Source organism: Paenibacillus sp. M-152 (assembly GCF_003856555.1).
Lineage (GTDB): Bacteria > Bacillota > Bacilli > Paenibacillales > Paenibacillaceae > Paenibacillus > Paenibacillus polymyxa_C.
Genome location: NZ_CP034141.1, coordinates 2,115,400 through 2,139,964 on the forward strand (window position 1 = coordinate 2,115,400; position 24,565 = coordinate 2,139,964).

At 44.6% G+C, this 24,565-nt stretch carries 23 protein-coding genes and 1 pseudogene; 14 read left to right on the plus strand and 10 right to left on the minus strand.

Annotated features, from left to right (window positions below):
• Window positions 1-45: 45 nt before the first annotated feature.
• Window positions 46-3,741: a non-ribosomal peptide synthetase family protein gene (locus EGM68_RS09680; protein WP_129549088.1), complete on the minus strand. Its 3,696-nt coding sequence runs from the start codon at window positions 3,739-3,741 to the stop codon at window positions 46-48.
• Between the two features lie 144 nt (window positions 3,742-3,885).
• Window positions 3,886-5,655, minus strand: a complete 1,770-nt coding sequence (locus EGM68_RS09685) for a methyl-accepting chemotaxis protein (protein ID WP_013370597.1) — start codon at window positions 5,653-5,655, stop codon at window positions 3,886-3,888.
• A 467-nt stretch (window positions 5,656-6,122) separates the two neighbouring features.
• Here EGM68_RS09685 and EGM68_RS09690 point away from each other — a divergent pair, with 467 nt between their 5' ends.
• The 10 genes from EGM68_RS09690 to EGM68_RS09735 all read left to right on the plus strand — a co-directional run bounded on the left by EGM68_RS09690 (window position 6,123) and on the right by EGM68_RS09735 (window position 14,498).
• Window positions 6,123-6,593 (plus strand): GNAT family N-acetyltransferase, encoded by a 471-nt coding sequence (locus EGM68_RS09690; protein WP_129549089.1) that lies wholly within the window; start codon window positions 6,123-6,125, stop codon window positions 6,591-6,593.
• Window positions 6,594-6,653: 60 nt separating this feature from the next.
• Window positions 6,654-7,322: a ribose-5-phosphate isomerase RpiA gene (rpiA, locus tag EGM68_RS09695; RefSeq protein WP_013370599.1), complete on the plus strand. Its 669-nt coding sequence runs from the start codon at window positions 6,654-6,656 to the stop codon at window positions 7,320-7,322.
• On the plus strand, window positions 7,322-7,771 hold the full coding sequence (locus EGM68_RS09700; protein ID WP_043885922.1) for a VanZ family protein: 450 nt from the start codon (window positions 7,322-7,324) through the stop codon (window positions 7,769-7,771). The genes rpiA and EGM68_RS09700 overlap by 1 nt, the downstream gene beginning before the upstream one ends.
• A gap of 199 nt (window positions 7,772-7,970) precedes the next feature.
• Window positions 7,971-8,432 carry a MarR family winged helix-turn-helix transcriptional regulator gene (locus EGM68_RS09705; protein ID WP_013309820.1) on the plus strand — a complete coding sequence of 154 codons (462 nt, stop codon included), beginning with the start codon at window positions 7,971-7,973 and terminating at the stop codon, window positions 8,430-8,432.
• A gap of 183 nt (window positions 8,433-8,615) precedes the next feature.
• Window positions 8,616-9,680, plus strand: a complete 1,065-nt coding sequence (locus tag EGM68_RS09710; RefSeq protein WP_129549090.1) for a cobalamin B12-binding domain-containing protein — start codon at window positions 8,616-8,618, stop codon at window positions 9,678-9,680.
• A gap of 49 nt (window positions 9,681-9,729) precedes the next feature.
• Window positions 9,730-11,463 (plus strand): ATP-binding protein, encoded by a 1,734-nt coding sequence (locus EGM68_RS09715; protein WP_129549091.1) that lies wholly within the window; start codon window positions 9,730-9,732, stop codon window positions 11,461-11,463.
• A gap of 34 nt (window positions 11,464-11,497) precedes the next feature.
• Complete coding sequence (locus EGM68_RS09720; protein WP_025677927.1) at window positions 11,498-12,751, plus strand: MDR family MFS transporter; 1,254 nt, start codon at window positions 11,498-11,500, stop codon at window positions 12,749-12,751.
• 21 nt (window positions 12,752-12,772) lie between these two features.
• Window positions 12,773-13,327, plus strand: a complete 555-nt coding sequence (locus EGM68_RS09725) for a nucleotidyltransferase family protein (RefSeq protein WP_129549092.1) — start codon at window positions 12,773-12,775, stop codon at window positions 13,325-13,327.
• Between the two features lie 41 nt (window positions 13,328-13,368).
• Window positions 13,369-13,791, plus strand: a complete 423-nt coding sequence (locus EGM68_RS09730) for a GNAT family N-acetyltransferase (RefSeq protein ID WP_013370606.1) — start codon at window positions 13,369-13,371, stop codon at window positions 13,789-13,791.
• 68 nt (window positions 13,792-13,859) lie between these two features.
• Window positions 13,860-14,498 (plus strand): SGNH/GDSL hydrolase family protein, encoded by a 639-nt coding sequence (locus tag EGM68_RS09735; RefSeq protein WP_058829455.1) that lies wholly within the window; start codon window positions 13,860-13,862, stop codon window positions 14,496-14,498.
• Window positions 14,499-14,604: 106 nt separating this feature from the next.
• Here EGM68_RS09735 and EGM68_RS09740 read toward each other — a convergent pair whose 3' ends face one another.
• The 4 genes and pseudogenes from EGM68_RS09740 to EGM68_RS09755 all read right to left on the minus strand — a co-directional run bounded on the left by EGM68_RS09740 (window position 14,605) and on the right by EGM68_RS09755 (window position 17,482).
• Entirely contained in the window at window positions 14,605-15,282 is a 678-nt protein-coding gene (locus EGM68_RS09740; protein ID WP_129549093.1) for a tetratricopeptide repeat protein, read from the minus strand.
• 173 nt (window positions 15,283-15,455) lie between these two features.
• Window positions 15,456-15,647: pseudogene (locus tag EGM68_RS26050) on the minus strand (iron chaperone); the annotation flags it as partial.
• Window positions 15,648-15,655: 8 nt separating this feature from the next.
• Window positions 15,656-16,186, minus strand: coding sequence for a GNAT family N-acetyltransferase (locus EGM68_RS09750; RefSeq protein WP_040101596.1), 531 nt, complete (start codon window positions 16,184-16,186; stop codon window positions 15,656-15,658).
• Window positions 16,187-16,453: 267 nt separating this feature from the next.
• Window positions 16,454-17,482: a stalk domain-containing protein gene (locus EGM68_RS09755; RefSeq protein ID WP_129550315.1), complete on the minus strand. Its 1,029-nt coding sequence runs from the start codon at window positions 17,480-17,482 to the stop codon at window positions 16,454-16,456.
• A 256-nt stretch (window positions 17,483-17,738) separates the two neighbouring features.
• Here EGM68_RS09755 and EGM68_RS09760 point away from each other — a divergent pair, with 256 nt between their 5' ends.
• Window positions 17,739-18,890 (plus strand): iron-containing alcohol dehydrogenase, encoded by a 1,152-nt coding sequence (locus EGM68_RS09760; protein WP_040101594.1) that lies wholly within the window; start codon window positions 17,739-17,741, stop codon window positions 18,888-18,890.
• 136 nt (window positions 18,891-19,026) lie between these two features.
• Here EGM68_RS09760 and EGM68_RS09765 read toward each other — a convergent pair whose 3' ends face one another.
• Entirely contained in the window at window positions 19,027-19,320 is a 294-nt protein-coding gene (locus tag EGM68_RS09765) for a MazG-like family protein (RefSeq protein WP_040101593.1), read from the minus strand.
• A gap of 138 nt (window positions 19,321-19,458) precedes the next feature.
• Between EGM68_RS09765 and EGM68_RS09770 the strand changes: the two genes are divergently transcribed.
• Both EGM68_RS09770 and EGM68_RS09775 read left to right on the plus strand, forming a co-directional pair.
• Window positions 19,459-19,881: a MarR family winged helix-turn-helix transcriptional regulator gene (locus EGM68_RS09770; protein ID WP_014599652.1), complete on the plus strand. Its 423-nt coding sequence runs from the start codon at window positions 19,459-19,461 to the stop codon at window positions 19,879-19,881.
• A gap of 74 nt (window positions 19,882-19,955) precedes the next feature.
• On the plus strand, window positions 19,956-20,537 hold the full coding sequence (locus EGM68_RS09775) for an NAD(P)H-dependent oxidoreductase (RefSeq protein WP_013370615.1): 582 nt from the start codon (window positions 19,956-19,958) through the stop codon (window positions 20,535-20,537).
• Window positions 20,538-20,625: 88 nt separating this feature from the next.
• Here the strand turns inward: EGM68_RS09775 and EGM68_RS09780 are convergent, their stop codons facing one another.
• Window positions 20,626-21,147 carry a hypothetical protein gene (locus EGM68_RS09780; protein ID WP_040101592.1) on the minus strand — a complete coding sequence of 174 codons (522 nt, stop codon included), beginning with the start codon at window positions 21,145-21,147 and terminating at the stop codon, window positions 20,626-20,628.
• A 431-nt stretch (window positions 21,148-21,578) separates the two neighbouring features.
• Here EGM68_RS09780 and EGM68_RS09785 point away from each other — a divergent pair, with 431 nt between their 5' ends.
• Window positions 21,579-22,409 carry a DegV family protein gene (locus EGM68_RS09785; RefSeq protein ID WP_013370617.1) on the plus strand — a complete coding sequence of 277 codons (831 nt, stop codon included), beginning with the start codon at window positions 21,579-21,581 and terminating at the stop codon, window positions 22,407-22,409.
• A 74-nt stretch (window positions 22,410-22,483) separates the two neighbouring features.
• Here the strand turns inward: EGM68_RS09785 and EGM68_RS09790 are convergent, their stop codons facing one another.
• Both EGM68_RS09790 and EGM68_RS09795 read right to left on the minus strand, forming a co-directional pair.
• Window positions 22,484-23,110 (minus strand): BclA C-terminal domain-containing protein, encoded by a 627-nt coding sequence (locus tag EGM68_RS09790; RefSeq protein ID WP_025679500.1) that lies wholly within the window; start codon window positions 23,108-23,110, stop codon window positions 22,484-22,486.
• A gap of 210 nt (window positions 23,111-23,320) precedes the next feature.
• Window positions 23,321-24,547, minus strand: coding sequence for an MFS transporter (locus EGM68_RS09795; RefSeq protein ID WP_040101591.1), 1,227 nt, complete (start codon window positions 24,545-24,547; stop codon window positions 23,321-23,323).
• Window positions 24,548-24,565 lie beyond the last annotated feature (18 nt).

A 24,565-nucleotide genomic window follows, 5' to 3' on the forward strand; every position in this document is an offset into this window, starting at 1 on the left:
TAGTCTATCATACCGAAAACACGCGGGGGAAATATCACAACTTTGTTACCTCTGTGTTGCTTGTGCAGATACCGAAGATGAGGCCGGGAAGTAACCGATCTCGACAGCATGCTCGATCATATTGCGAATAAACTCCAGGTCGGTTACCGGACACTGAACGCCAGCTTGTTCCAGCAGAGCTGTGGTTACAGAGCAGCCGTAACGGTAGGCCGAATCCTTGGCGCCATCACCTTCGAGTTGTCCCATAGCAAGGTGAAGTGCATCTTCCTGAATGCCAGAAGACGGATTCAGCAGCCAAGCGCTGTAATCGTCAAAAGGCAGGGTTTCTACTGCGTAACCGAGCTGGTTTACCATAGCGATCAGTTCATCATATGGCAGTGGGTTCGGATTACAGATGTGGAAAATGCGGTTCGCACTTTTTTGCTTGACGGACAGTTCTACAATAGCACGGCTGGCGTAATCAATCGGTGTAAAGTCTGTTTGCCAATCGGCTTGTGGAGCTTTGCCCAGCAGCAGCATCGCTTTCATCATACGATAATAAGCATTGCTGTCGATATTACGCTGGAAGCGTCCGTTGGCCGAATGGGCGGTCAAATTACCGGCACGGTAGATCGAGACAGGCGTACCTGCTTGAGCTGCTTGGAATAATAGCTTCTCTGCCGCAAGTTTACTGTTCGTGTACAGGTTGTCCACGTGCAGTTCATCTGGGAAGGCAGAGAGTTCTAATGTTGATTCCCATTTTCCTTCGTTTGCAAGATCCTCTGGTATTCCCATAGTGGAAACGTGATGGAAGGAGACTCCTGGTTTAGCTTGAGCGATTTTTAGCAGTTCCAATGTTCCGGTCACATTCGTGCGATCGAAGGTTGCCGAATCACCAAAATGGCGAACGTCAGCGGCGCTGTGAATGATACCGTCGATGTGGTGCTCTAGCATATGGCGGTCGACAGAAGAGAGACCAAGATCAGCTTGCTCTAGATCCCCATAGACAGCCTTCACCCGTCCTTCCATCAAGCTGGAGATATCTTGACCAAAATATCCTGTCAATACGGATTGAATACGCTCAAAGCCAGATGGACCGTCCTGAGAAGGGCGTACCATTGCGTATACTTTGGCTTCTGTCCGGTGGAGCAGGTCATACAGAATGTGTGAACCCAGATATCCCGTGGCTCCGGTCAACAAAATCACGCGCAAGTCGCGGATTTCAGCTAAATCTGAAGTGCCAGGCAACTCAATAGGATGTTCATTCAAATCTGTTTTTTCCTGAGAAATCGCGAGTGACTTGCGCTGAGGCGCTTGTTCTGTACCTAATTGCTCTACATATTCAGCAAGCTCACGAACAGTTTTGTAGCGGAAGAAGTCTCCAATACGCAGCGCGCCATAACGCGGCTTCAGAATAGCCAGCACATGAATGACACGAAGCGAATCGCCTCCGATCAGGAAGAAATCGTCGGTCGCGCCAATGTTATTTTTACCAAGCACTTGTGTCCAAGCTTCGGCAATCAGTGTTTCAGTTCCTTCGCGGAGAGGTTCCCCGCTGGACGTAACATCAGACACTTCAGGAAGTGGCCGCAGGGCCAACTTTTTACGATCGATCTTGCCAGTTGGTGAAATAGGCATGGCTTCCAGATGAACAACATGGGTCGGTACAAAATAGGAAGGCAGCTTGCCTCCAATATAAGACTGAATAACGTCCTGTGGAATGGTCTGTCCGTCCGAAGTGGTGAAATAGCCAACTAACATATTCTGATCTGTGTGATCCTTGACGGCAACAACAGCTACGTCCTGAACACCTGGATGTTTGGAGAAATGGTCTTCAATTTCTCCTATTTCAATCCGGTTCCCCCGAATTTTGAGCTGCGAATCCTTCCGGCTTACGTATTCAATCGTACCGTCTGGCAGTAGCTTGGCGATATCCCCCGAACGGTACATTTTCTCACCCGGGACAAATGGATTGTCCACGAACGATTGGGCTGTACGCTCCGGCTGGTGGAGATAGCCATGGGCCAACGCAGGCGTAGCAATACATACTTCGCCCGGAATATTGACAGGGCAGAGCTTGTTATCGTCGTTAACGATGTACACTTTGTAATTGTAAATCGGCTTGCCGATCGGGATATTAACGACATGCTCAGGTACGGCACCACGGACTCGATGGGTCGTCGTCGCTACGGTACATTCGGTAGGTCCGTATACGTTTACGATGTCGGTATCTGTACCGAATTTGCTTTGGAAGGCCCGAACTTGTGAGCCATACAGCGCTTCGCCTGCTACAGTAACAATTCGAACATTTGCGAGTTTACGATAACCTTCGTCTGACAGGTACGTAGATAGCTGATTAAAAAATACGGTTGGCAAAATAGTAATAATCGTTGTGCCCGTACGTTCGATGGCTTCAGCGAATTCTTCAACAGATACGCGCTCTTCGGAAGACAGCAAGTACAATTTTGCACCGTAAAACAAGGCCCCAATCGTATCCCACACAGAAGCATCGAAGCTATAGGTGGCGAATTGGGTCAATACATCCTGAGGCGTAATGTCACAATCGCGTTGTACGACAGCTCCCAGGTTAACGACACCGCGGTGAGCGATCAGGGCACCTTTTGGTTTGCCTGTAGAACCGGAGGTATAGATGACATAAGCTAGATCATCTGGACTTACATCAACGTTTGGATTGCTGGCTGCATAACCTGCCAGTGGTCCGTCAATAGCTAATATTTCTTTTACGGTTTCAATTGACCCGCATAGTTCAGCCGCTTGTTGGGTGAGTGCGGAAGTTGTTAAAACAAATGGAGAACGCGTGTCCTCGACAATGTAGCTACTCCGGTCAGCGGGGTGAGCGGGATCAACAGGAACGTAGACCCCTCCGGCTTTCAGTATGCCGAGCAGGGAAATAACGGTCTCCAAGCTTCGTTCCATGAAGATGGTCACGAATTCACCTTTGGTGAGACCTTTGGATAACAAAACACGTGCAACTTGGTTAGCACGCTCGTTCAATTCACGGTACGTATACTCACCAGTATGGGAAGCAATAGCTGGACGATCAGGGTATTGGGAAGCCGCTTCTTCAAACATTCCGTGAATCGTCTGATGCTCAGGATATTTTACGACTGTATTATTTAAAGCTTCGTGAGCAGCTCGATCTGCGTCCGATAATATGTCAATGGAATTCACAAGTGCATGGCTGTTGTTGAGTGCACCACGCAGAAGGGTTACAAAGTATTCAGCGTAGCGGACCACCGTTGTTTCCAGCAAGAGTGATTGATCATATCGAATCTGTATTTGATAAGTGCCATTGCTCTCACTGACAGCCCAGTCCATAATACGGGATTCTACACCGCTGTCTGTAGGTAGTGTTGTTGAAAATGAAGTATCGGCTTGCGGTTCTGCCAGGAATGCATGAGGCTCACGGAGCATCTCCTGAAATAAGCTTGCCAGTTCATGAAAAGTCGTTTCCTTTTCAACTGTCAACGATGCTGTAAGCAGACCGGATTGAGGCATAAAAGTAGAGAAAGAAACTTCTTCCTCTGCGGATAGACGATATAACCATGCAGTATACGCTGATAAGAGCACCGCCTGTTTGTCTTCCGCAACTTTTTGTTGATTCAGTTGGTCCGAGATGGATGTTCCTAACTCTACTTGATAAGTAGAGGATGTATACTTGCGCTGTATACGTGCAAAATCCAAGGGAACTAGGAATGGGGATGGAGCTGTCTGTGTGCTGTTTTGTAGTAATGAAGCCATTACGCTAACCTCCTGAATGTTTGGTGTTTCAATATAAGTTGTAAATTTAGTAAATGCCTCCGATCCCTTCAAATGGATGAACAGGAGGGAGGCATTACCGAACGACTTACTTATGAAATATACATTGAAATCGATAAATGGATATTATGATTTGGTACGGTTTGTGTCTGCAATTTTGAAATAAGATGTAATTTCTTGAAGCTCTTCAGACATGGAAGTCAGCTTATGGGATGACTCGATGATAGAATCCAAAGAAGCTTTTTGTTCCTCTACCGTTTGCATAATGTGAACACTGTTATTGGCTGTTTTGGTTACGGTGGAGGAAAGATCGTCTGCTGTCGCGGTCATTTCCTGTGTCCCCGCAGATATTTGCTCCGTAGCACTGGATACTTCTTGGATTTGCCATGCTAGATTTTTAGTTGCTTGAAGAATATCATTGAACAATTCGCCTGCTTGTCCAGCCACGACAATACCGTTTTGAACTTCAACGTTCCCTTGCTCCATCGAATTCACAGCTTGTCCGATTTCACTTTGAATTTCTTCAATCAAAGAAGTAATTTGTTTAGTTGCCTCCGCAGATTGTTCTGCCAGCTTGCGTACTTCATTGGCCACAACGGCAAAGCCTTTACCTTCTTCACCGACACGCGCAGCTTCTATAGAAGCGTTCAGGGCGAGCAGGTTCGTTTGGCTAGAAATACCTGAAATGGTGCTAATGATATTGCCAATTTCCTGTGAACGGCTGTCCAGCAACTTGATGATACGGGAAGTATTCGTTACTGAATCGGTAATCAAATGCATTTGGGATGATACCTTATCTACAATCTCGTTACCTTCATTGGAACGCTTCTCTACTGAATTGGCTTCTTCGGCCACATTGGAAGAACTGGTAGCAATATTTTGGATAACTGATGCCATTTCAGCCATAGCTCGTGCACTATCGCCTGTCGCTTTTTCCTGTGAACGGATATTATCCGTAATTTCATTGATATTTTGGTTGATGATGTTGGAATTGATTCCGTTTTGCTCGCAGATTGCGAGTAATTCTTTCGCAGATTCATTGACTTCATCAGTAGTCTGCTTCACTTTGGTCATTATGCTGTTAATATGGCTTACCATATCGTTAAAGTTCTGATTCACGAGTCCCAAATCATCCTGGCCAGTATGAATTTGAACATCCAGGTTTCCTCTGCTTACTTCACTGATACCGTACATCAGTTGCTTAATCGGAGACAGTGTGCGTTTTACTACCCAATATTGAAGCGCCAGGCAGATCAGTAGGAATATCACCAAAATGGTAGCGCCGCTAATGAGCAGCTTAGTCAATCCAGCCGGTACAGCCCCAGCATCAGCATCGACCGCAAAATAAGCAAAGATTTTGCCACTAGGATCTTTAATCGGCGTCATCAAAGTCGTCCAAGTACCAAAAGAGTCATCGTAGAAACTGGTGAATGTAGGTTTGCCGGAGTCCAGCATGCTAGTTACCCCTACAGCCACGACATTGGGTTGCTCGTACATAGCGCCGACACCCATCTTATCTTTTTCAAATGATTCTCTCAGATCTGTTGGCATTGCGACAATGGAGGTCTGATTCCCATTTTCCAGCTCTGTTCCGAAAATATAGGCGTGAGAGATATTCGGGTTCGTGGCCATGATGTTATCTAGATAGGTACGGAGTTTGGTTTGAATGGGTCCATCATAATTTTTTTCTTGAACCGCTTGGGATACTTCATCGGAATTAATGCCCTGCGCCCACTTCAATGTGATTTTTTCCACTTGCCCATGCAATTGGTCAATCAAAATCGTACGTTGGATCAAATAGCTAGACACAATAAGCACTAGCCCGATCAATACGATATTGAAGAAGGATAATAATAAGTTTTTGGTGAAGAATGATAAGCTACTCCACTTTTTCAAAATGTTCCACTCCCTGGTAGTATTTTTGTATATGGTGTTGAACCGCTTATCGAATGAGATAATCAAGTCCCCCTTACAAACACAATAAATAGAGATAATTGACCCTTGATTTTTTAATAATAGGTCTTAAGTCTTTTTCGGACAAGTAAGATATCCCTATATATATGTCGTACGAAAAGCTCTTGAAATGAATACCTAACACAATAAAAAATTAATTTTTAATAGGTAAACGTTGTGTGTATTTCAGTATTTTCCAATTTATACTCACGCTTGAAATTCAAGTTCATTTCAGTCCATAAGCAACTATTCAACAGAAACCATCATACTTTATAATAGAGTCAAATGCACTTATCAATTTGGGACATTTTTCATATTTGAAGCCGCAAATGCTTGATTTATCGCGGTTTACGTGAATTGTTTGCGAAATGAGTCCATGTATCTATGCAAAGAGAAGAGGGAAGAGAAGAGTGTCCAAGCTTACGATTTTAAAGGTTGAGAGCAATCACGCGGATCTGCATCATTTGATTCATAGGCTGGATGAAGACTTACTGGAAAGGTATCCTGCTGATCAAATTTACTTGGTCGATTTTTCCAATCCAAAAGTTAAAAGTATGTTTTTCGCTGTTGTGTATGTGGATGAAAAACCGGTTGCTTGCGGAGGGCTTAGGCCTATAGATGCGGAAGAGATGGAACTTAAGAGATTTTATGTCGATTCCTCTTATCGCAGACAAGGAATTGCGGTCAGCCTATTATCTTTTCTGGAAGAGGAAGCCAGAAAGCGGGGAGTTGTAAGGATTAAACTAGAGACCGGAGCGGCTCAACCTGAGGCAATTGCCTTCTATACCAAGCAAGGGTACGAACCTATTGAACGATTTGGGGAGTATGAATACGATGAAAATAGTCTTTGTTATGGTAAAAAGCTGTCTCTGTCTTTATAAAGCGTTCTCATATAAAATAGATGTTGATCAACACTAGCCTATATAGCGGGAGAGATGATAATGAATTTGAAGCAAAAAGCGGCCGAAAAAGCAGTTGAGGCGATACAGGATGGCATGAAAGTAGGACTTGGTACAGGCTCGACAGCCTATTGGGCTATTCAAAAAATCGGAGAGCGTGTGGCACAAGGTTTACATATACAGGCTGTAGCTACATCCCAAGCCTCGGAGGATCAGGCTAGGGGGCTGGGTATTCCCATCATTCCGTTTGATCAAATTGGAAGGCTTGACGTTACCATTGATGGTGCAGATGAGGTGAATGAGCAACTGGTATTGGTGAAAGGTGGAGGCGGTGCTCTGCTGAGAGAGAAAATTGTGGAAAGCAATAGCGACCGATTAATCATAATTGTGGATGAGTCCAAGGATGTGAAGGTACTGGGCGCATTCCCTTTGCCGGTCGAGGTGGTACCTTTTGCCAGTGAATGGACGTTGGAGGCTCTGCGGCAGACGGGTTGTAAAGCGGAATGGCGTATGAAAGACGGCGAGCGCTTCCTTACGGATAACGGTAATTATATTGCCGATTGTCGCTATGGTACGATCGAGAACCCGCAGGAGCTGGAAATTCGCTTGAATCAAATTCCGGGTGTAGTCGATAATGGACTGTTCATTAACATGGCGGACCAAGTCATTATCGCACGAGCTAATGGACAAATTGACGTACGGAATAAATAATGTCTGGTAACCGTCTGTTTTATAATGTGGCATTCGTGTTATTGATATTATATACAGGGCTTCTATTATATTGGATGTTTCTCGGTTTTGGTCGTACTTTACGGCCAGGACCTCCGTATTCATATAATATGGTTCCATTGGATACGATCGGGCGATACTGGCGGGCAATGTATTCGTCCCCTTTTCGGGTATGGGGTGTTAATTTGCTTGGGAATATTGGTGTGTTCATTCCCTTCGGTGTTCTTTTGCCGATCATTTGGGTGTCTATGCGCAAGGTAGGCAGGCTGCTGTTAGTGGTGGTGGCCGCATTGGTCATTCTCGAAGTAAACCAAATGCTGCTGGGCGCAGGTACGATGGATGTGGATGACATCATACTGAATGTGCTGGGAGTATTATGCGGACGTGTTGCCTATGTATTTTTACGTAAGAAATTAAGAACTGAATCATAATCGCCCTGCTCTCGATATCAGTGTTTAATGACTGGTCGAGGGCAGGCTTTTTTTACATAATGAACGGCAATTTTCGCATAATAGATGGTAATTCCTACAATAACAGAGCGTAAGAGCAGGAAGGGAAGCGCTTAAACTTGACAAAAGTACGCAATTAAGATATCTTTGAATAAAGATATGAGTAACGGAGGCTGTTAATATGTCTGTAAAACCAGATGATCAGGACTTAGCGCTTAATTTGTTCGTTGTTCTGGCACGTGCCTATAATTCGGTCACATCTCGCACGAATCGGGACATTCATAGTCATGGATTAAATACAACTGAATTTGGTGTGCTTGACCTGCTGTATTATCGCGGACCGCAGCCTTTGCAGAAAATTGGAGAAAAGGTACTGATCTCCAGTGGGAATATTACGTATGTGGTGGATAAACTTCAGAAAAAAAACCTGCTTACTCGCCGTGCGTCACAAGATGATCGGCGTGTAATTTATGCAGAATTGACTGACGATGGACGTCATTTTTTTGAGCAAATATTTCCACAGCATCATCGTGTTATTATGGAGACTGTGGATGGCTTATCCGTGGAAGAGAAGGAGCAGGCTATTCATCTGCTAAAAAAGCTTGGACTAACAGCTGAGGGACAGAAGAGTAACGGATCATAAGTGTTGCATATTCTGGTTAATTCAGCTTTGAGATAAAATACCGACTTTTCGGTATTTTATTTTTTTGTCTAATTTTGGAGCAGTAGGTACGCAAATCAGGTATAATTGTCTAATAGTCTCGATCTGAGGTCATCCCTAGAACCTGTTTCATATACAAATACCTTGTCGGGGAAGGAGCTGTACATGAGTATACAGCAATATACCGCAGGTGAGTCGCTATTAATGCAAGCAGGAGGCTTGGCTGAACTAGTTACCCATAAACAATACGAATTACAGCCAGATCTTTTGGAGCGCTTTGGGGACAACGGTAAAATAAAGACAAAACAGGACTCCATATATAGTTTGAATTATTTAGCTGAAAGTGTAATTGTGAACAGTCCTATTTTATTTACGTATTATGTTTCCTGGTTAAAGAGACTTCTAGAAGGTTTCGGCATAACCCAAGAAGATTTGATCATCAATTTTCAATTAATTCGGGAGACGTTGGTAGAGCACTTTCATCACACGGATAAAACGACGGTGCTGATGCATCTGGAATTGGGGATACAGCAAATTGGGAAGAAGGAGGAGTACGCCTCTTTTATTACAGATGATAATCCCTATGCTGCAGATGTGGCTCAATATTTGGAATATTTACTTTTAGGTAATCGCAGACAGGCTTTGGATTGGATCGTTCATTTGCTTGATGAAGGTACGTCTATTCAACATACTTATAAATATATTTTTCAAATTTCGCAATATGAAATAGGTCGTCTGTGGCATGAAGGCAAAATCACGGTTGGCCAAGAACATTTTTGTACTGCTGCGACTCAGTTTATTATTTCCAGCCTGTATCCCAGATGGATAGGTACTGGAAATAAGGGACGCAACCTTGTAGCAGCATGCGTAGGCAGCGAGCAGCATGAAATAGGTCTGCGTATGCTGGCTGATATATTCGAAATGGATGGTTGGGATACGTACTATTTAGGTGCTAATGTACCTGATCGGAGCCTGCTTCAGGCCATTGTGAGTTACAACGCAGATGTGGTAGCTATCTCAGCTACCATGGCTTACCATGTCCATCTGGTGAAAAAGTTGATTACTGTTATCCGTCAAAATACAACTACCAGGCATGTGAAAATTATGGTCGGTGGCTTGCCCTTTAATCTTGATTCACACTTATGGCAGGAAGTTGGGGCGGATGGATATGCACCAGGTGCGGAGGAAGCGCTGGAGGTAGCAGAGGGCATACTTTCGCTCAAGAGATAATGTTAGTGTTGGCAACCCGTAAGTCATTTTGTAAAGGGGGCCTTTTAATATGAAGGAACCGACAGCAGAAATGGCTGTCCTGCGGAGAACGGTCGAACAATTAACGGATGAGGTTCTGAAAAGCAAAGCTGAGGAAGAAAAGCTGCTGAATGAATTTTCAGCAATGAACAACGAGCTGGTCAATCTGCAACGTCAGCTTGCCAAAAGCAATGCGGAATTAAAGCGGACAAAGGAAGAAGCGATACGGGCTAATGACCTGAAGAGCACTTTTCTCGCCGTGGTTAGTCATGAATTTAGAACGCCAATGAACGGAATTCTGGGGATGATCGAAATGTTAGCTTCATCCAAACTGTCTCCAGATCAGCGGCAGGCCATCGGTGTGATACGTGAGTCGGCCTCTCTGCTGCTAAACATGATTAATAATTTGCTCGATATATCCAAAGTAGAAGCAGGACAGATGGAATTGGAGATCGGAAATGTCAGAGTTCAAGCGATTATGAGCCATGTTGCCCAGTTGTTGGAGCCGCAAATTTATCAGATGGGCAATCAGTTGAGTATAGAGACTGATCCTGGCGTGGCAGAGCATCTCGAAGGAGATTCGGCAAGGATCATGCAGATCTTGCTTAATCTGTTGAACAATGCGAATAAATTTACAAGTGAAGGGAACCTTGTTGTTCGGACAAAATTGGTTGAGGAAACAAAAGATTCCCAACGTGTTCGTTTTGAAGTACAGGATTCGGGCATCGGGATTTCACCGGAGGATCAGGACAAGCTGTTTCAGCCTTATGTGCAAGCTGGTGAGGGCGGCGCCTCTCAATATGGAGGAACGGGACTGGGACTGTGGATATGCAGCTCGTTTGTGAAACTTATGCAGGGAGAGATTGGGGTCGTCAGCGAAGAAGGCCAAGGCTCCACGTTTTGGTTTGAAATTCCCTTCAGGAAGGCATCAGGACAGGCAGATAAAATAGAGAAACATGAAAATGGTGAATTGACGGCACGTAGCGAATTGCTTCGTGAGCATAGTCTTTCTCAAGCTATTTTGGTGGCTGAGGATAATCGGGTGAATCGTCAAGTGGTGCAATTACAGCTTAACCACCTGGGATTCCAGCATATTGACTTTGCCGAGGATGGGAAAGCCGCAGTAAGAGCGGCCTCCGAACGATCCTACGCCTGCATTCTAATGGATCACCATATGCCTCTGCTAAATGGTCACGATGCGACGAAAGCGATCCGCCAGTGGGAAGTAGAAAACCAACAGCCGCCCGTAACGATCATTTCTTTGACCGGAAATGTGTCCGAGGAAGACCAGGCTCGTGGGCGGGAGGTTGGAGTGAACGATTACTTGACGAAACCGGTGACGATTGAAAATCTCTCAGAAAAGCTCGTCAAATGGCTACCCGTTCCGGAATCCGAGCCTATTTTGGATGAGGATGTTATTCGGGAAATTATGTTGCTGGATGAGGATGGTAGCACGGGATTACTCGAGTCATTGGTTGAAATGTATACTAGTGATACACCTGCCAAAATCAACAAGTTAAAAGAATTGGTTGCTGCGGGCGAAGCCACAAAAGTAGTAGAGGCTGCTCATGAGTTGAAATCAGGCAGCGTGAGTCTAGGGGTCGGGCGTTTGTCCAAGTTGCTGTCTGATATTGAACAGCTTGCACGGGAGAACCGACTTGAGAATACGCAAGTGAAGTTGTCTGCGCTCCAGTCTGTCTATCAGGCAACGTGCTTAGAGCTGGAACGTTATATTCACCAGTCTAGACTGATTCCCCCTTGTTAGACTTGTACCTAGAAGGAGGACCTAAGATATATATATGAAAGAACAGCTGCGTTCCATTCACCCGCTGGCCTGGACAATTATAGCGGGTACGATTTTTGGTCGGATGGCGACCTCTATGAGCATCCCATTTTTGTCTATTTATCTGACCACCCGTCTGGGGGTCTCCCCCTTTCATACGGGGGTGATCGTATCGGTCAGCTCGCTGGTCGGCATTTTTGCCAGCTTTTACGGTGGATATATTTCAGATCGGATCGGACGGCGTAAGGTGATGCTGGTATCCATCGCGAGTTGGGCGCTTGTATTCGTCGCTTTTGCGTTGGCAGAAGCGGCTTGGGCTTTTTTTGTCATTAATGCTCTGAACGGACTATGCAGATCCTTGTTCGAGCCAACTTCGCGGGCGCTATTATCAGATGTAACCCCCAAGGAGAAAAGATTGCTCGTCTATAACATGAGATATGCGGCGATTAATGTTGGTGTGGTGGCAGGACCGCTGCTTGGTTTGATGTTGGGATCGGCATCTACAGGTACGCCGTTTATGGTAGCCGCTGGTGTGTATGCTCTGTACGGGGTGCTGCTGTTGATCCAATTTACTCGGTATGCAGCAGATCTGCATGTAGGCACAACCGCAGGCGAGGCTCCGCTGCGGATGGGTGAGGCGTTCCGAACAGCCAGCAGAGATCCCGTATTTATGCCGATTTTGTTGGGAACCGTATTCTGCGTAATGGGCTATGCTCATTCCAATTCGACAATGCCTCAATTTTTATCGTTGTCCTTCGAGGAAGGTACCCGGTGGTTTACATACATGCTAACGGTCAACGCGGTTTGCGTATTGGCTTTTCAGTATCCACTGGTACGACTGGCAAGCCGCTTTTCTCCAGTGAATTCCTTAATAGCAGGGAATATATGTATTGCAGTCAGCTTGCTGCTGTGCGGTATGCTAAACTCAGGCTGGATGTTTATACTGGATATGGTGTTGTTTACAGTAGGCGAAGTATTATTGTTCACGATGCTGGACGTACTGATTGATCAAATTGCTGATGTCCAATATAAAGGGACCTACTTCGGTACGATCGGCTTTAATAATTTGGGTAGTGTACTGGCTCCTTTATTTGGTGGCTGGTTGCTGGATATCTATGGTCAAACAGCACCGCTTGCCGTGTTTGTTCCGGTTGCACTGTCGGTTGTGATCGGTATTCCGTTCCTGCTGGTAGCACGCCGCCGTTTGGCGCAGCGTACAGCCCGGTTCGCGGCTCAAGGTGGGGAGTCTGTGCAGCAACTATCATCATAAAAAAAGGGAGCTGAGTACAGGATGAAGTCGGAAGAAGATGTGCTACGAATTATACAATATATGAATGATCCACAGGTCTTGGAAGACTTGCGTTATGTGCGAGAGCTGAAGCTTCCGCAAGGCTGTATAGCCGCGGGCTATGTACGAAACCGGGTTTGGGACAAGCTTCATGGCTATACAACGGCTACACCTCTAAACGATATCGATGTTATTTATTTTGACCCTAAAAATACGCTAGAGGAACGAGATGAGTTTCTGGAGCAGTCCTTGAATCGTAAACAGGCAGGACGCAACTGGTCTGTCAAAAATCAAGCTCGGATGCATATTCGCAACGGGGAGGCTCCGTATTCCTCGATAGAGGATGCGATGAGCCGCTGGCCAGAGACGGCAACAGCTGTAGCCATTCGATTGAATGCCAAGGATCAAATGGAGGTTATTTGTCCGTATGGGTTGGAAGATCTGCTGGATATGCGGGTACGCCAAAGCCCCCTGTTCCGTCACACTACGGCTTTTCGTCAGCGTGTATTTGAAAAACAGTGGCTAGATAATTGGCCGTTGCTTATTGTGGAAAACTAAAGTATAACCTCATTTCAGATTATAAGGAGAGACGACTAACGATGTTTAAAAATATAAAACCAGATTCAGATCGTGAGGAGGTGCTGGAGCTCCTTACCTACGCTGTGCTTGATCATCCTGAACGCGGAGAGGCGGCTTTGCGTGCTTATCAAGCCTCGGATGAATGGAAGTTGTTCGGTGTGGAAGATGAAGGACTTATTGTAGGTGTTGTCGGTTTTGAGGAGCGGGAGGATGGAACGATCGTGCTCCATCATCTGGCTGTATTACCTGAAAATCGTCATAGAGGCTACGGCAGAGGGATGTTGCTTACGCTTATTAAGGAGCGTAGCCCGAAGCGACTTACGGTGGACACAGATGCGGAGGGGGCAGATTTCTTCCGCAACGTGGGTTTTGCCGTATATGGATCGGAGGATTTGCCAGATGGTGGGCAATTCCATTGTATATATGAAATAGACGAAGAATAAGCGAATCTCCGTGTCCCACTTCCTTTTTTCTACATAATATATGTTATGTCGGAGGGAGGTGGGTTTCATTGGCGTATCACTACACAGCGATTGGAGATTCTTTAACGACAGGTGCAGGGACGTTGCTGAGTGGCGGCTTTGTACCTGTCTATCGGCGAATGGCGGAAAGACATCTCCGTATGCCAGTCAGTTACGAGAATCTGGGAATCAACGGATTGACATCGCAGGAGCTGCTGTCCATGGTCCGCAACAATCCGCTTTTTCGGTCGGCAATCAGCCGGGCTGAACTCATAACGGTGACGATCGGCGGGAATGATCTGCGTCCATATATCAGTACACTTGCTGGAAGCCCAGGCGCGTCGGGTTCTTCCATTCCGCAAGCGCTGAATCATACCAAAGAATATGTACGCCAAATTGTACATGCCCTGTATCAAATAAAGTCCGGTCAGCGTGAGCCATTTATCATCCGAATGGTGGGGTTATATAATCCTTTTCCAGGAGTAAGGGAGGCGGGAGTATATGTGCGCCAATACAACTCGTTTCTCTATACATTGGGCGGGCCGAATTATCGGGTAGCGAACATTTATCCCATATTCGAAGGCAATGAACGGGCACTGCTTTCGCTGGACCGGATACATCCGAACAGCCGTGGTTATCGCGTGATTGCGGAAGAGCTGAATCGGCTTGGTTATGCGCCGTTACGATGACCGTGAGAGGATGCTTTGGATCGGAAAAAGTATAATAAAGAAAGAGGTTCATCATGGCAGATTAACTGTTCATCTTGAACCTCTTTTTTGCGTTTCAGCGTGTGATTTAGCTGATTATTTTACGGAATAGACTGCGTGCAGCCCACTTGCGCTCACTTCGTTTGCGGTATTTGGGCAGAGAACGATAGACAGCAATAGACTGGTTAAATGCAGTGATGGCTTCATCCTTGCGTCCCAGCATACGGTACATCAGGCCTGTCAGATAATAGCCCTCGCTGGAAGAAGACTGAATCTCCTGAAAATGCTGTAGATAGTGTAGTGACTTATTTACGTCCCGTTCCTTGAAAGCTGCGGCTAAATGCAAATAGGGTTCACCGTATTGCACCCGTGGGTTAATGTCCAGTGCCTTGAGTAAATGCTGTTCTCCATCCTCCAGGTGGGTTGTGTGTACCTCAGCCGTACCCCGCGCGTTCCAATAATCTGCTGAATCTTCATATCGGGATTGAATTTCCAATAGTAGCTCCAAACCCTGCGAGTATTTCTTGCTTTCGATCCAAATCCGTGCCAAATCAAACTTGGCAGCCACATCGTTGGTGTTTAACACAATCTGTTGACGCAATCGTGCTGCATTGCGTCTTCTTTTCCACGGTTTGCTGATGCTGGGCAATACACCGACAAAGCTGCGATCCAATATATAGATCACAATTAGGAGTACGAGCATTGCCAAAAACGGATTACCGAGCAAACTCCATAGTAGAGAGAAAATCAAAAATTTTCCAATCATTCTGCTCCAATCCTCCTGTATATGTAGCTATCCATACTTTCCACATTATAGCATAGGTCACTTTAAGGGGCATTAGCATGATGAGATTTCGAAGGATAATAGCTTTCTATGTTGGTGGGGGACTTGTACGTGCTTTTGATATTCGATGGGGAAAAAGAGGAGCATGAGAAGTTTCAGCATTCCCGCCAAAAGGTTGAACAGTCGGCCTTATCCAAAATATTAAACTCGATTATTTTCTCAAGTAATGAGAAATCAACTGGACTATCCCACTGGATACGTACCAACTGCTTGGTGTGATTATAGCCAGCCTGCACAATTAACTCAGAAAAATGATTAATCCCTGCCTTTTCAGGGGCAACGGCTAAAATAAAAATTATGTCCTGTTATATTCCTCAGCAAGAATAGAGTACAAATATGAATTATGAAACTCGCCTTTGTAGTACCAATGTTCTCGCATTATACCTTCACGTTGCATTCCGATCTGTTGCATAACTTTCTCAGAAGCTTTATTTTCTAGACGACATGTTGCATAAATACGATGGACATCAAGTGTGCTAAATCCAAATCCTAACAGGGCTCGTGCCGCTTCTGTTGCATAACCCTTACCTTGATAATCTGGGTTTAAAATATAACCCATTTCTGCATTAGTATCTTTGACATGAATACCAACACCGCCGATCAGAATTCCAGTGTCTTTAAGACATACGGCTAGTTCGTAGTCTTGTCGTGGCTTTTCCAGCTGTGAGACTAGAACTTGTTCTATATACGCCTTTGTATCTTCTTCTGTATTGGGTCCCCATGCTGTGTGCCTAGTAACTTGAGGCAATGACGTGTAGGTATGTATACTTCCCCAATCGGATCTGCAAATATCACGAATGATGAGCCGATCTGTCTCAAATTGCATAACGATTCCTCCTGTCTATAATTAGCGTACATATTCGTGTTTTCTGAAAAATCTATTAAACCTATTTAAGCAGATCTGATGGGAAAGATTCAAGATTTTGAAAGAAAACGTTAAAGAAGAGTATCGAATTACGTGTTGAACAATGGGAACGAATGAATCCTTTTGCCGCCTGAACGCAAACCGCAAGGGAGGCGTCCGGCAAAAGGCAATCAGAAGATAATGAATGTGGTAATGGAGCAGCCTACGGTTATGGGGTATCTGCTTGTCCTAAAACACCCTGCGAGCTGTTACGAAACGTTTCTTCCATTTACCGTCAAACGTGTCAAAATGAACGCCGCGTTCTTTGGAGAAAGTATGCAGCAATTTGTTGTTCCCTGCATAGATCGCCACATGGCCGATCTCCAGCCCCCGCGCACTGAAGAACAGCAGGTCACCTTTGCGCAGCTCGTTCAGCCCGATCTCTTGGCCTTCTTTGGCCTGATCGTAAGAGACACGGGGGAGGTCGACAGAGAGCGTATGCCGGAACACTTCCCCGACAAAAGAGGAACAATCAAAGGTCGATGTCTGTCCGGTTGCAGCGCCGAATTCATAAGGGGTGCCAAGGTATTTTTGCCCGTAGGCGATCAGTTCATCTCCCTGCCGTTCTGCTAGGGAAGTGCTGGTATAGTCACTGTATTTTGGTTTTGCCGATATGTACCCGGTCAGGTTGTTTTTAGTGCGTACTTCCAGCCAGAGGGCATTGACCTCGCGGATGACATGAACCTTTTCACCGGTTGGAATAAGCCGCAGGGAAGGGGAAGTTTCTGATGAATCCGGTTTGCTACGCAGGTTGACTCCAGAAAGAACCGTTGTGAAAAAATCATCAGTGGAGGCAATCCGAATCGTACGGGTTAGGCCGTCCCACTTCACTGTGCTCCCAAGTGCTTCACTCACAAAACGCAGTGGAATCATTGTGTTGCCCTCAACAATCTGTCCGGGAACGTTCAGGGATAGCGTTTTACCGTTGAGGGTGGAGGTGACTTCTCCAATGCGATAGGTCAGCGTCGTGTCGTTTTTGGTTGCTGTTACGGTTTTGCTGGATCCGTTCCAGGAAAGCACAGCTCCTTGCGCTTCAAACAACTGCCGCATGGGAACGAGCGTTGTCCCGTCTAGCAGTAGCGGTTGAGCAGTAAGCTCAAGCGGGCGGTCATCCACATAAACGGTTGTTACTGGAGTTAGCGGTGCCGGCTTGGCGTAAGATGGGGTTGCTTGAAGCAGTGGTACTGCCAGCAGAGCCAGCCATACTTTCTTTCTTATTCATTGTCATGCTGTCATCACCTCGTTGTTAATGTGTTCCTCTAAGTTGTACGATACTGCCTCCGATTAGTTGTGTACCAATTAATGGACTGATTCAAAAAACAAAACAAACAAAAATAAAACAAATAAATATCTGTGTTTTTATATTGACATCAAAATCAAATAAAGATAGAATTGAAATTGTGAAATGTTTCACTTTAGAGTAGTTCTGTATTTAGCGAGGGATCAAAAGTGAATCCTTGGGAGGCAGATTTTTATGAGCGCACATGTATTTTTTGTACCATCTATCAATCTGATGGGAAAAGGCTGTTTGCATGAAGTTGGACCCTATATAAAAGAACTACATTTACACAAAGCACTGGTCGTGACGGATAAGTTTCTGATGAAGAGTGGAATTGCCGGCAAGGTCACATCCTTGCTGGATGATATAGGCTTGGACTATGCGGTATATGATGAGGTCAAGCCCAACCCGACCTGTAAAAATGTACATGATGGTGTCCAATTTCTACAAGAAAACGGCTGTGACTTCTTAATTTCCATTGGCGGAGGATCCCCACAGGATACGGCCAAGGGAATCGGCATTATTGCTACCAACGGGGGACATATAACTGAGTATGAGGGCGTTCATCAATCCAAGCATAAATCGCTGCCAATTGTCGCTATTAATACAACGGCAGGAACATCCGCAGAAATTACAATCAATTATGTCATTACGGACGAAGAGCGCAAAGTCAAAATGGTTATGGTTGACAAGAATAGCGTAGCTACGATTTCAGTCAACGATCCTGAACTGATGGTAGACAAACCCGCCGCATTAACGGCAGCTACCGGACTAGATGCTTTGACCCATGCCATTGAAGCTTTGGTTACTCCGGGTTCCTACCCTGTTACAAATGCGACTGCGTTGGCAGCAGTAGAACTTATTTTTAACAATTTGGCCCGCACGGTGAGCGACGGTCATGATATAGAAGCACGTGAACAAATGGTTTTCGCTATTTTCTTGGGAGGACTTGCATTTAATAATGCCGGATTGGGTTATGTCCATGCTATGGCTCATCAGCTAGGCGGGGTATACGATTTGCCTCATGGGGTTTGCAATGCCATGCTGCTGCCGATTGTGGAGGAGGAGAATGCCAAGCATGTACCAGAGAAGTTTCGTGCCATTGCTAAGGTCATCGGTTATGAAGATAAGGGGAAAACGGATAAAGAATGCGCAGACTATGTAATTCAAAGAATCAAGGACCTGTCGAAGGAAGTAGGGATTCCTGCCAAACTTTCTGAACTAGGTGTAAACGAGGTGGATTTAGATTTGCTTGCCGAAAACTCCATGAAGGATGCTTGCGCTCCGGGCAATCCGTTCATACCTAGCAAAGAACAAGTTATCGAAATGTTTAAGAAAATTCTATAAATAATACTGTTATTATTTTTTGCTATTTTTGTTATATACTTTGAGGGCTGTCCCAGGAACTGATCAAGAATACCGGGAACGGCCCTTCTAAAGACAACCCTATAGAACGTAGCGCGGTTAATGGTGGCCTTTTGGCCTAAGTCATTACAGATTCCCATTTGTCCACTTTTTTACTTAAGAACTCCTGAAGCTCCCCCTCGTTGTTGCTTAGCTTATAAAATAAAGAAAGAGCGACAAGAATCACGTCTGCACATTCCTCTTTGACATCGGAAATATTCAATTGCTTATATTCGCTACCGTTTGCATTCATATAAGACAACATGGCTTGAGAAGTTTCTCCTACTTCTTCGGATAATTTTAGAACCATCTGCTCTAATGTTTTCTTTTCTTGGGTGCTCAGATATTGGATTTTCTTTAAAAGCTGCTCCATTTAACAACCTCCTAACTATTTTTTAAAATCTTATTATAACAGACTTAGATCTAGTTCTTTGAAGCATTTCATACGTTAAAATTAGATCAGACTGACTAAGTACTTGATATATATAGATGTCTATGTAATAATACTTGTATGTTAAAAAATAATGCAGCTGCACTTGTAGGAACCATTAGGGACTCGATCAATAAATTAATTGTATCTGAGCTCGAATCCTATGGAGTTGAAGGAATCGTACCTACCCATGGTGGAATACTGATGTTCCTGTATCAAACGGATGGACTTTCGATTAAGGAATTGACGCAAAAAATTGCTCGTCAACAGCCCACAGTCACTGTTTTAATCGACAAGCTAGTAAAATTGGGGTATGTGGAAAGGAAAAAAGAAAGGGAGGATAGCCGAGTTACTCTGATCTATCTTACCGAAAAGGGGAAAGAGTTGGAGCCTATATTTGAGGCGATCTCTAATAAATTAAAAGAAACTATTTATGGTGGTCTCAAAGACGAGGAAAAAAAACAACTGGAATATCTGTTGGAGCATATAAAAAACAGGTTTTAAAATTTTTTTTGAGTAAATGTATAGATATCTATACAAATGCCAAAATAACAATAAAATATCTGGAGGTCATGAAAATGAAACATCTTATCATCTATGCTCACTCTAACGCTGAAAGCTTTAACCACGCGATACTGGAAACGGTTGTAACGACCTTGAAGGAAAAAGGTGACGAAGTCGTTGTACGCGATCTGTACGCTCTTGATTTTCAACCGGTATTAAAACCTGAGGATACGGCTGCGATGAGAGCTGGACAAACGCCGGCTGATATCAAAGTAGAGCAGGAATATATCTCGCAGTCTGATACGATTACGTTTATTTCACCCATTTGGTGGACAGGTCTTCCTGCGATCCTGAAAGGTTATGTTGATCGTGTATTTGCCTACGGCTTTGCATATACGGCTGGTGCAGAAGGGATTAATAAGTTGCTTACAGGTAAAAAAGGGTTTATCGTGAATACACATGGTACGCCCAACGCGATCTACGATGAAATTGGTATGACCGCAGGATTGAAGCTCACATCAGATACGGGTATTTTTGATTTTGTTGGAATTGAATCAGTCGGTCACTTGCTGCTTGGTAGTATCGGCTACCTTGATGAAGATGGTTACAAAGGATTGTTGAAACAAGTACAAGACACGGTTAAAACGGTGCTGTAAAGTTAGTTCATATTCGTTCAGAAGCGTAGGACATTCTTTAAACGATAAGGTCAACCAGCAATTACGGGTTGGCCTTTTCTTACAAATGCTAATACTTTTCCAATATAGTCCAGACAACGATCTGATCCTGCTTGTTATTATGGGGATATACAAAACTAGCCTTCGTACGATTTATTTTGTCATAATATACTATGGCGTTTAGGCTTTGGGCAGAGTCGTAGCTTTGATCCACGAAATGGTTGCCTAATTTATTTTTCACATCCTCAAGTTTCTGAAGTTTGTGGCCACTGATGCTGGAAAATTCGCTCTCGGACAAGGTTTGCAGTTTCATAATCTCTCCACTAGAACTATAGACAATCAAGAAATTTTCAAAATACCTGTGATCGGCATCTTTTGTGTGTTTATCGTTAAAATCGGGGTTCTTTTTATAAGCAGTCAAATCAATCTCCGCAATATTCTTGCTTAGTGGAATATTGTTTATTGACAATTCCGATAGATCCGTTGATTTTACCGACATCTCCGTCCTTAGATTTTTTGTGAAATATGCCATTAAAGCGATCAGGATAACAATACATATAATGAAGCTTTTTTTGGGGATTAGCTTAAGCATAGTTTGAAGACTCCTTCACTATCACAGAGATTAGCATGGTTTATTTTATCGCAAATACTGGAATATACTATTTATTGTAACGAGTCAATGAATGAGATTAAAGAATTTTTTGTTCTCGGCCTGAGAGATGTCTATAGGTGAAGGGGGAAGGATAATAATTCACAAATATTTCATTGTTATTATTGTTGGCAATTCTTTATAGTACATAGTATCCATATTTAGTTTAACGTCGAGATAATGGAATTAATTTCCCCTTACTCCGAGATCATCTGCATGTATCCAGAACAAGAATTACGGCAGCGCTTACGGTAATAAGGAAAAAGGCGATGTGGCAATAGAAATAGAAATGCCTGATGTGGTTAATTGAGCTTTCTTTGAATATGATGAATGCGGATTCTAATGAAAAATAACATAATGTGAGGGTGTACTGGGTGAGATATAAAATCATAGCAGATAGTTGCTGCGACTTAACGACAGAGCTTAAAGAAAAGATGCAAGTAACTACGATTCCATTAAACATGACATTGGGTGAAAAATGCTTCATAGATGATGATACATTGGACTTGCCTCAGTTTATGGAAGAAATGAAAGCCTGTACAACCAAGATTGGTTCCGCTTCACCGTCACCTATGCTATATAAGGAAGCCTTTCAAGGCGCGCATACTTCTTTTGCCATTACATTATCCAGCAACCTGTCCAGCTCGTATTCCAGTGCATTGGTCGCAAAGGATATGGCGGAAGAAGAAGGGGCAGATGTTCATGTATTCGATTCGAAAAGCGCATCGGCTGGACAACTCTTGTTAGCTCTAAAATTACGCAAGCTGATTGACGAAGGATATCATAAAAGCGAGATTATCTCTTCTTTGGAGAGCTTTATCAGCAAAATGAAAACCTATTTTGTGTTAGAGAATTTGGATAATTTGGTCAAGAACGGACGAATGAATAAAATTACTGGAAAGATACTTTCATTCTTGCATATCAGGCCTATTTTAGGTTCAGACGGTGACGGAAACATCGCATTATTTACTCAAGCCCGTGGTCAGAATCAAATCATTGAAAAGTTGGCAGATACCATTGAAAAAAGTGGTCGGAGTACCGAAGGAGAAAGCATCGTTATTACTCATTGCAATAATCCCGGACTGGCACAAAAGTTAATGAATACCTTGAAGAACCGCTATCAATTTAAAGATATTCATATTGTGCCCACCAGGGGAATTAGTTCAATGTATGCCAATGACAAAGGGATCATTATCGCCTTTTAAAAAGTATTCAGGGTTTATCCTCGTGCGATGGATAAACCCTTTTTAGTATATTGGGGCTTTGCATGAGTCTAAGCCTATCCCAATTTTCTAATGAGGACAGAGGCATTTACGCTGGCTTGAGTTCCTCCGGCCTGTGTTTGCAGGGTAACAGCAGCAGTAGAGCTATGGTTACGCAGAGTAAGGACATCACCGCATGCCAAAGCAAGGATGGCTTGCCCGGTGTTCTGCTGTGTCCCGGCTCCTGAGCCGTACACGGTTCCCTCAGCCAGTACTCCATTAATAAAGATGGCGAATTGGTTAGGTTCTATACCCGACACCGAAAAGTGGACTTCATACTTCCCTGCATCGGCTACAGCAATTTGTGTAGTCCCTGGAAGGTGAGCAATCCCAGGTGTAAGTATGCCGTTCGTATCGAAAATGACCTCCCCTTCAATCGAAACGAGTTGGGGCCTCACATTATAAATGTAACCGAACTGCGCTAAATCACCTGTGGTTCTGGAATCCCCCTCAGCATCATGATTAATATTCACATGTACAACTTGCTTTTTGACAATGATGTCTTTACCAAACGATTTCCGTTTTGAGCGGCCTCTTTTTTTGGGGGGCATTTCCTCAAACTTTTTTTCTAGCTTATCAAACCAGGCACGGACAAAAACGTCTTTTTTACGGCCTTTTTTTCGGTTCAATTCAGGACGACCCAATACAAACACCTCCATATGGTTTGTTGTATAGTACTCCATTCATCTAGAGGAGGCATGGATATCTGTCCTGTGTTTCATAGGAAACAATCTATTTTGACTAAAAACAGGCTTCTGTACAAGGTACATTCGTCTAGTATGTAAAAAGCACCTCCAAATGTACCCTTGGTTGTCATCTAAGGATACACTTGGGGTGCCAGTAGTAGGTTAATATCATGATGAAGCGGTTTGAAGCCGCTTTTTGCGTACATATAAGGCGTACAGGATACCGCCAAGCAGGCACAGGGTACAAGCAAATCCCGCTAGTAACCAAGCTGAAGCAACTGCTCCTCCACGATCCATACTGTTTCCAAGCCATAAGGGCAGCAGAGCCCCTCCGACTCCGCCTGCACCGATAAGCAGGCTCGTGGTCGATTCTTCTGTACCTGGCATCATTTTGCTGGCAAAAACAAGAGCGATGGAAAAGATGCCGGACATGCCGAGTCCCAGCAGTACGATAAGGACAAAGGCACCAGCAGTGCCTTGGATCAACGGGAACACACACAGCAGCAGGGTCGCTGCCAGTGAGCTCAGAGCGACAAAGACACCGTAGCCGTATCGATCGGCAATGTAGCCTGTAAATAACCGTCCGAAGGCCATTGCCAACCAAAAGCAGGTGACACTGAGTGCTGCTTCGGCTTGTGTGAGACCGAGTCGCTCGATAAACATGGAGGGCAGGAAATTGGCCAGACTCATCTCAGTTCCTACGTAGATAAAGAAAAAAACGATAAATAATGCAAGTAGCTTCCAATTGCCTATAGGGCTGCTAATAGAAGCCTTTACGGTAGGTGACTCCAGTGAATTAGTGGAACGCTTATGGTAGTCACCTCGGTGTTCCTGTTCGTCCAATAGAGCGTCCAGTGTGCCGAAGGACCCACGCAGCCAAGCTATAGTGGCTACGGCTGCAAACAAGGAGATGATGGGAAATGCCAGTCGCCACCAACCTAGAGCAATGAATTGGCTAGCGATAGCGGGCATAGCCAAGGCGCCGATCCCGAAAAAGATTTCCAGACGGCTCATAGCTGCGCCCGTTCCTTGAGTAATACCTCCAATAACAATAGTACCTATAAGTGCTTCTACCATTCCAAAGCCAAATCCGGCTACTGCCCCGAGGGCATATAGCCAGCCCCAGGGCGGCAGAAGTGAATACAGCACTTCAGCCGCACACAGCAGGAGTAGAGCAAATACCAGACTTCGGCGTTTGCCGAACGTCCGGGCAAGCCACGGTGACAGTAGGACTCCAGCCAGAAAGCCGGAAAATTGAGCGAAAATCAGGCTTCCGCCATCCGTATAGGTTCTACCGTAATGCTCTAGCAACACGGGCAGTAGGGAGCCTACAACCACATGTGCTAGACCAATTAAAAAATAAGACAAGCTGCCGATCCATAGTAGTCGTTTCATGATTAACTCCTTTGGTAC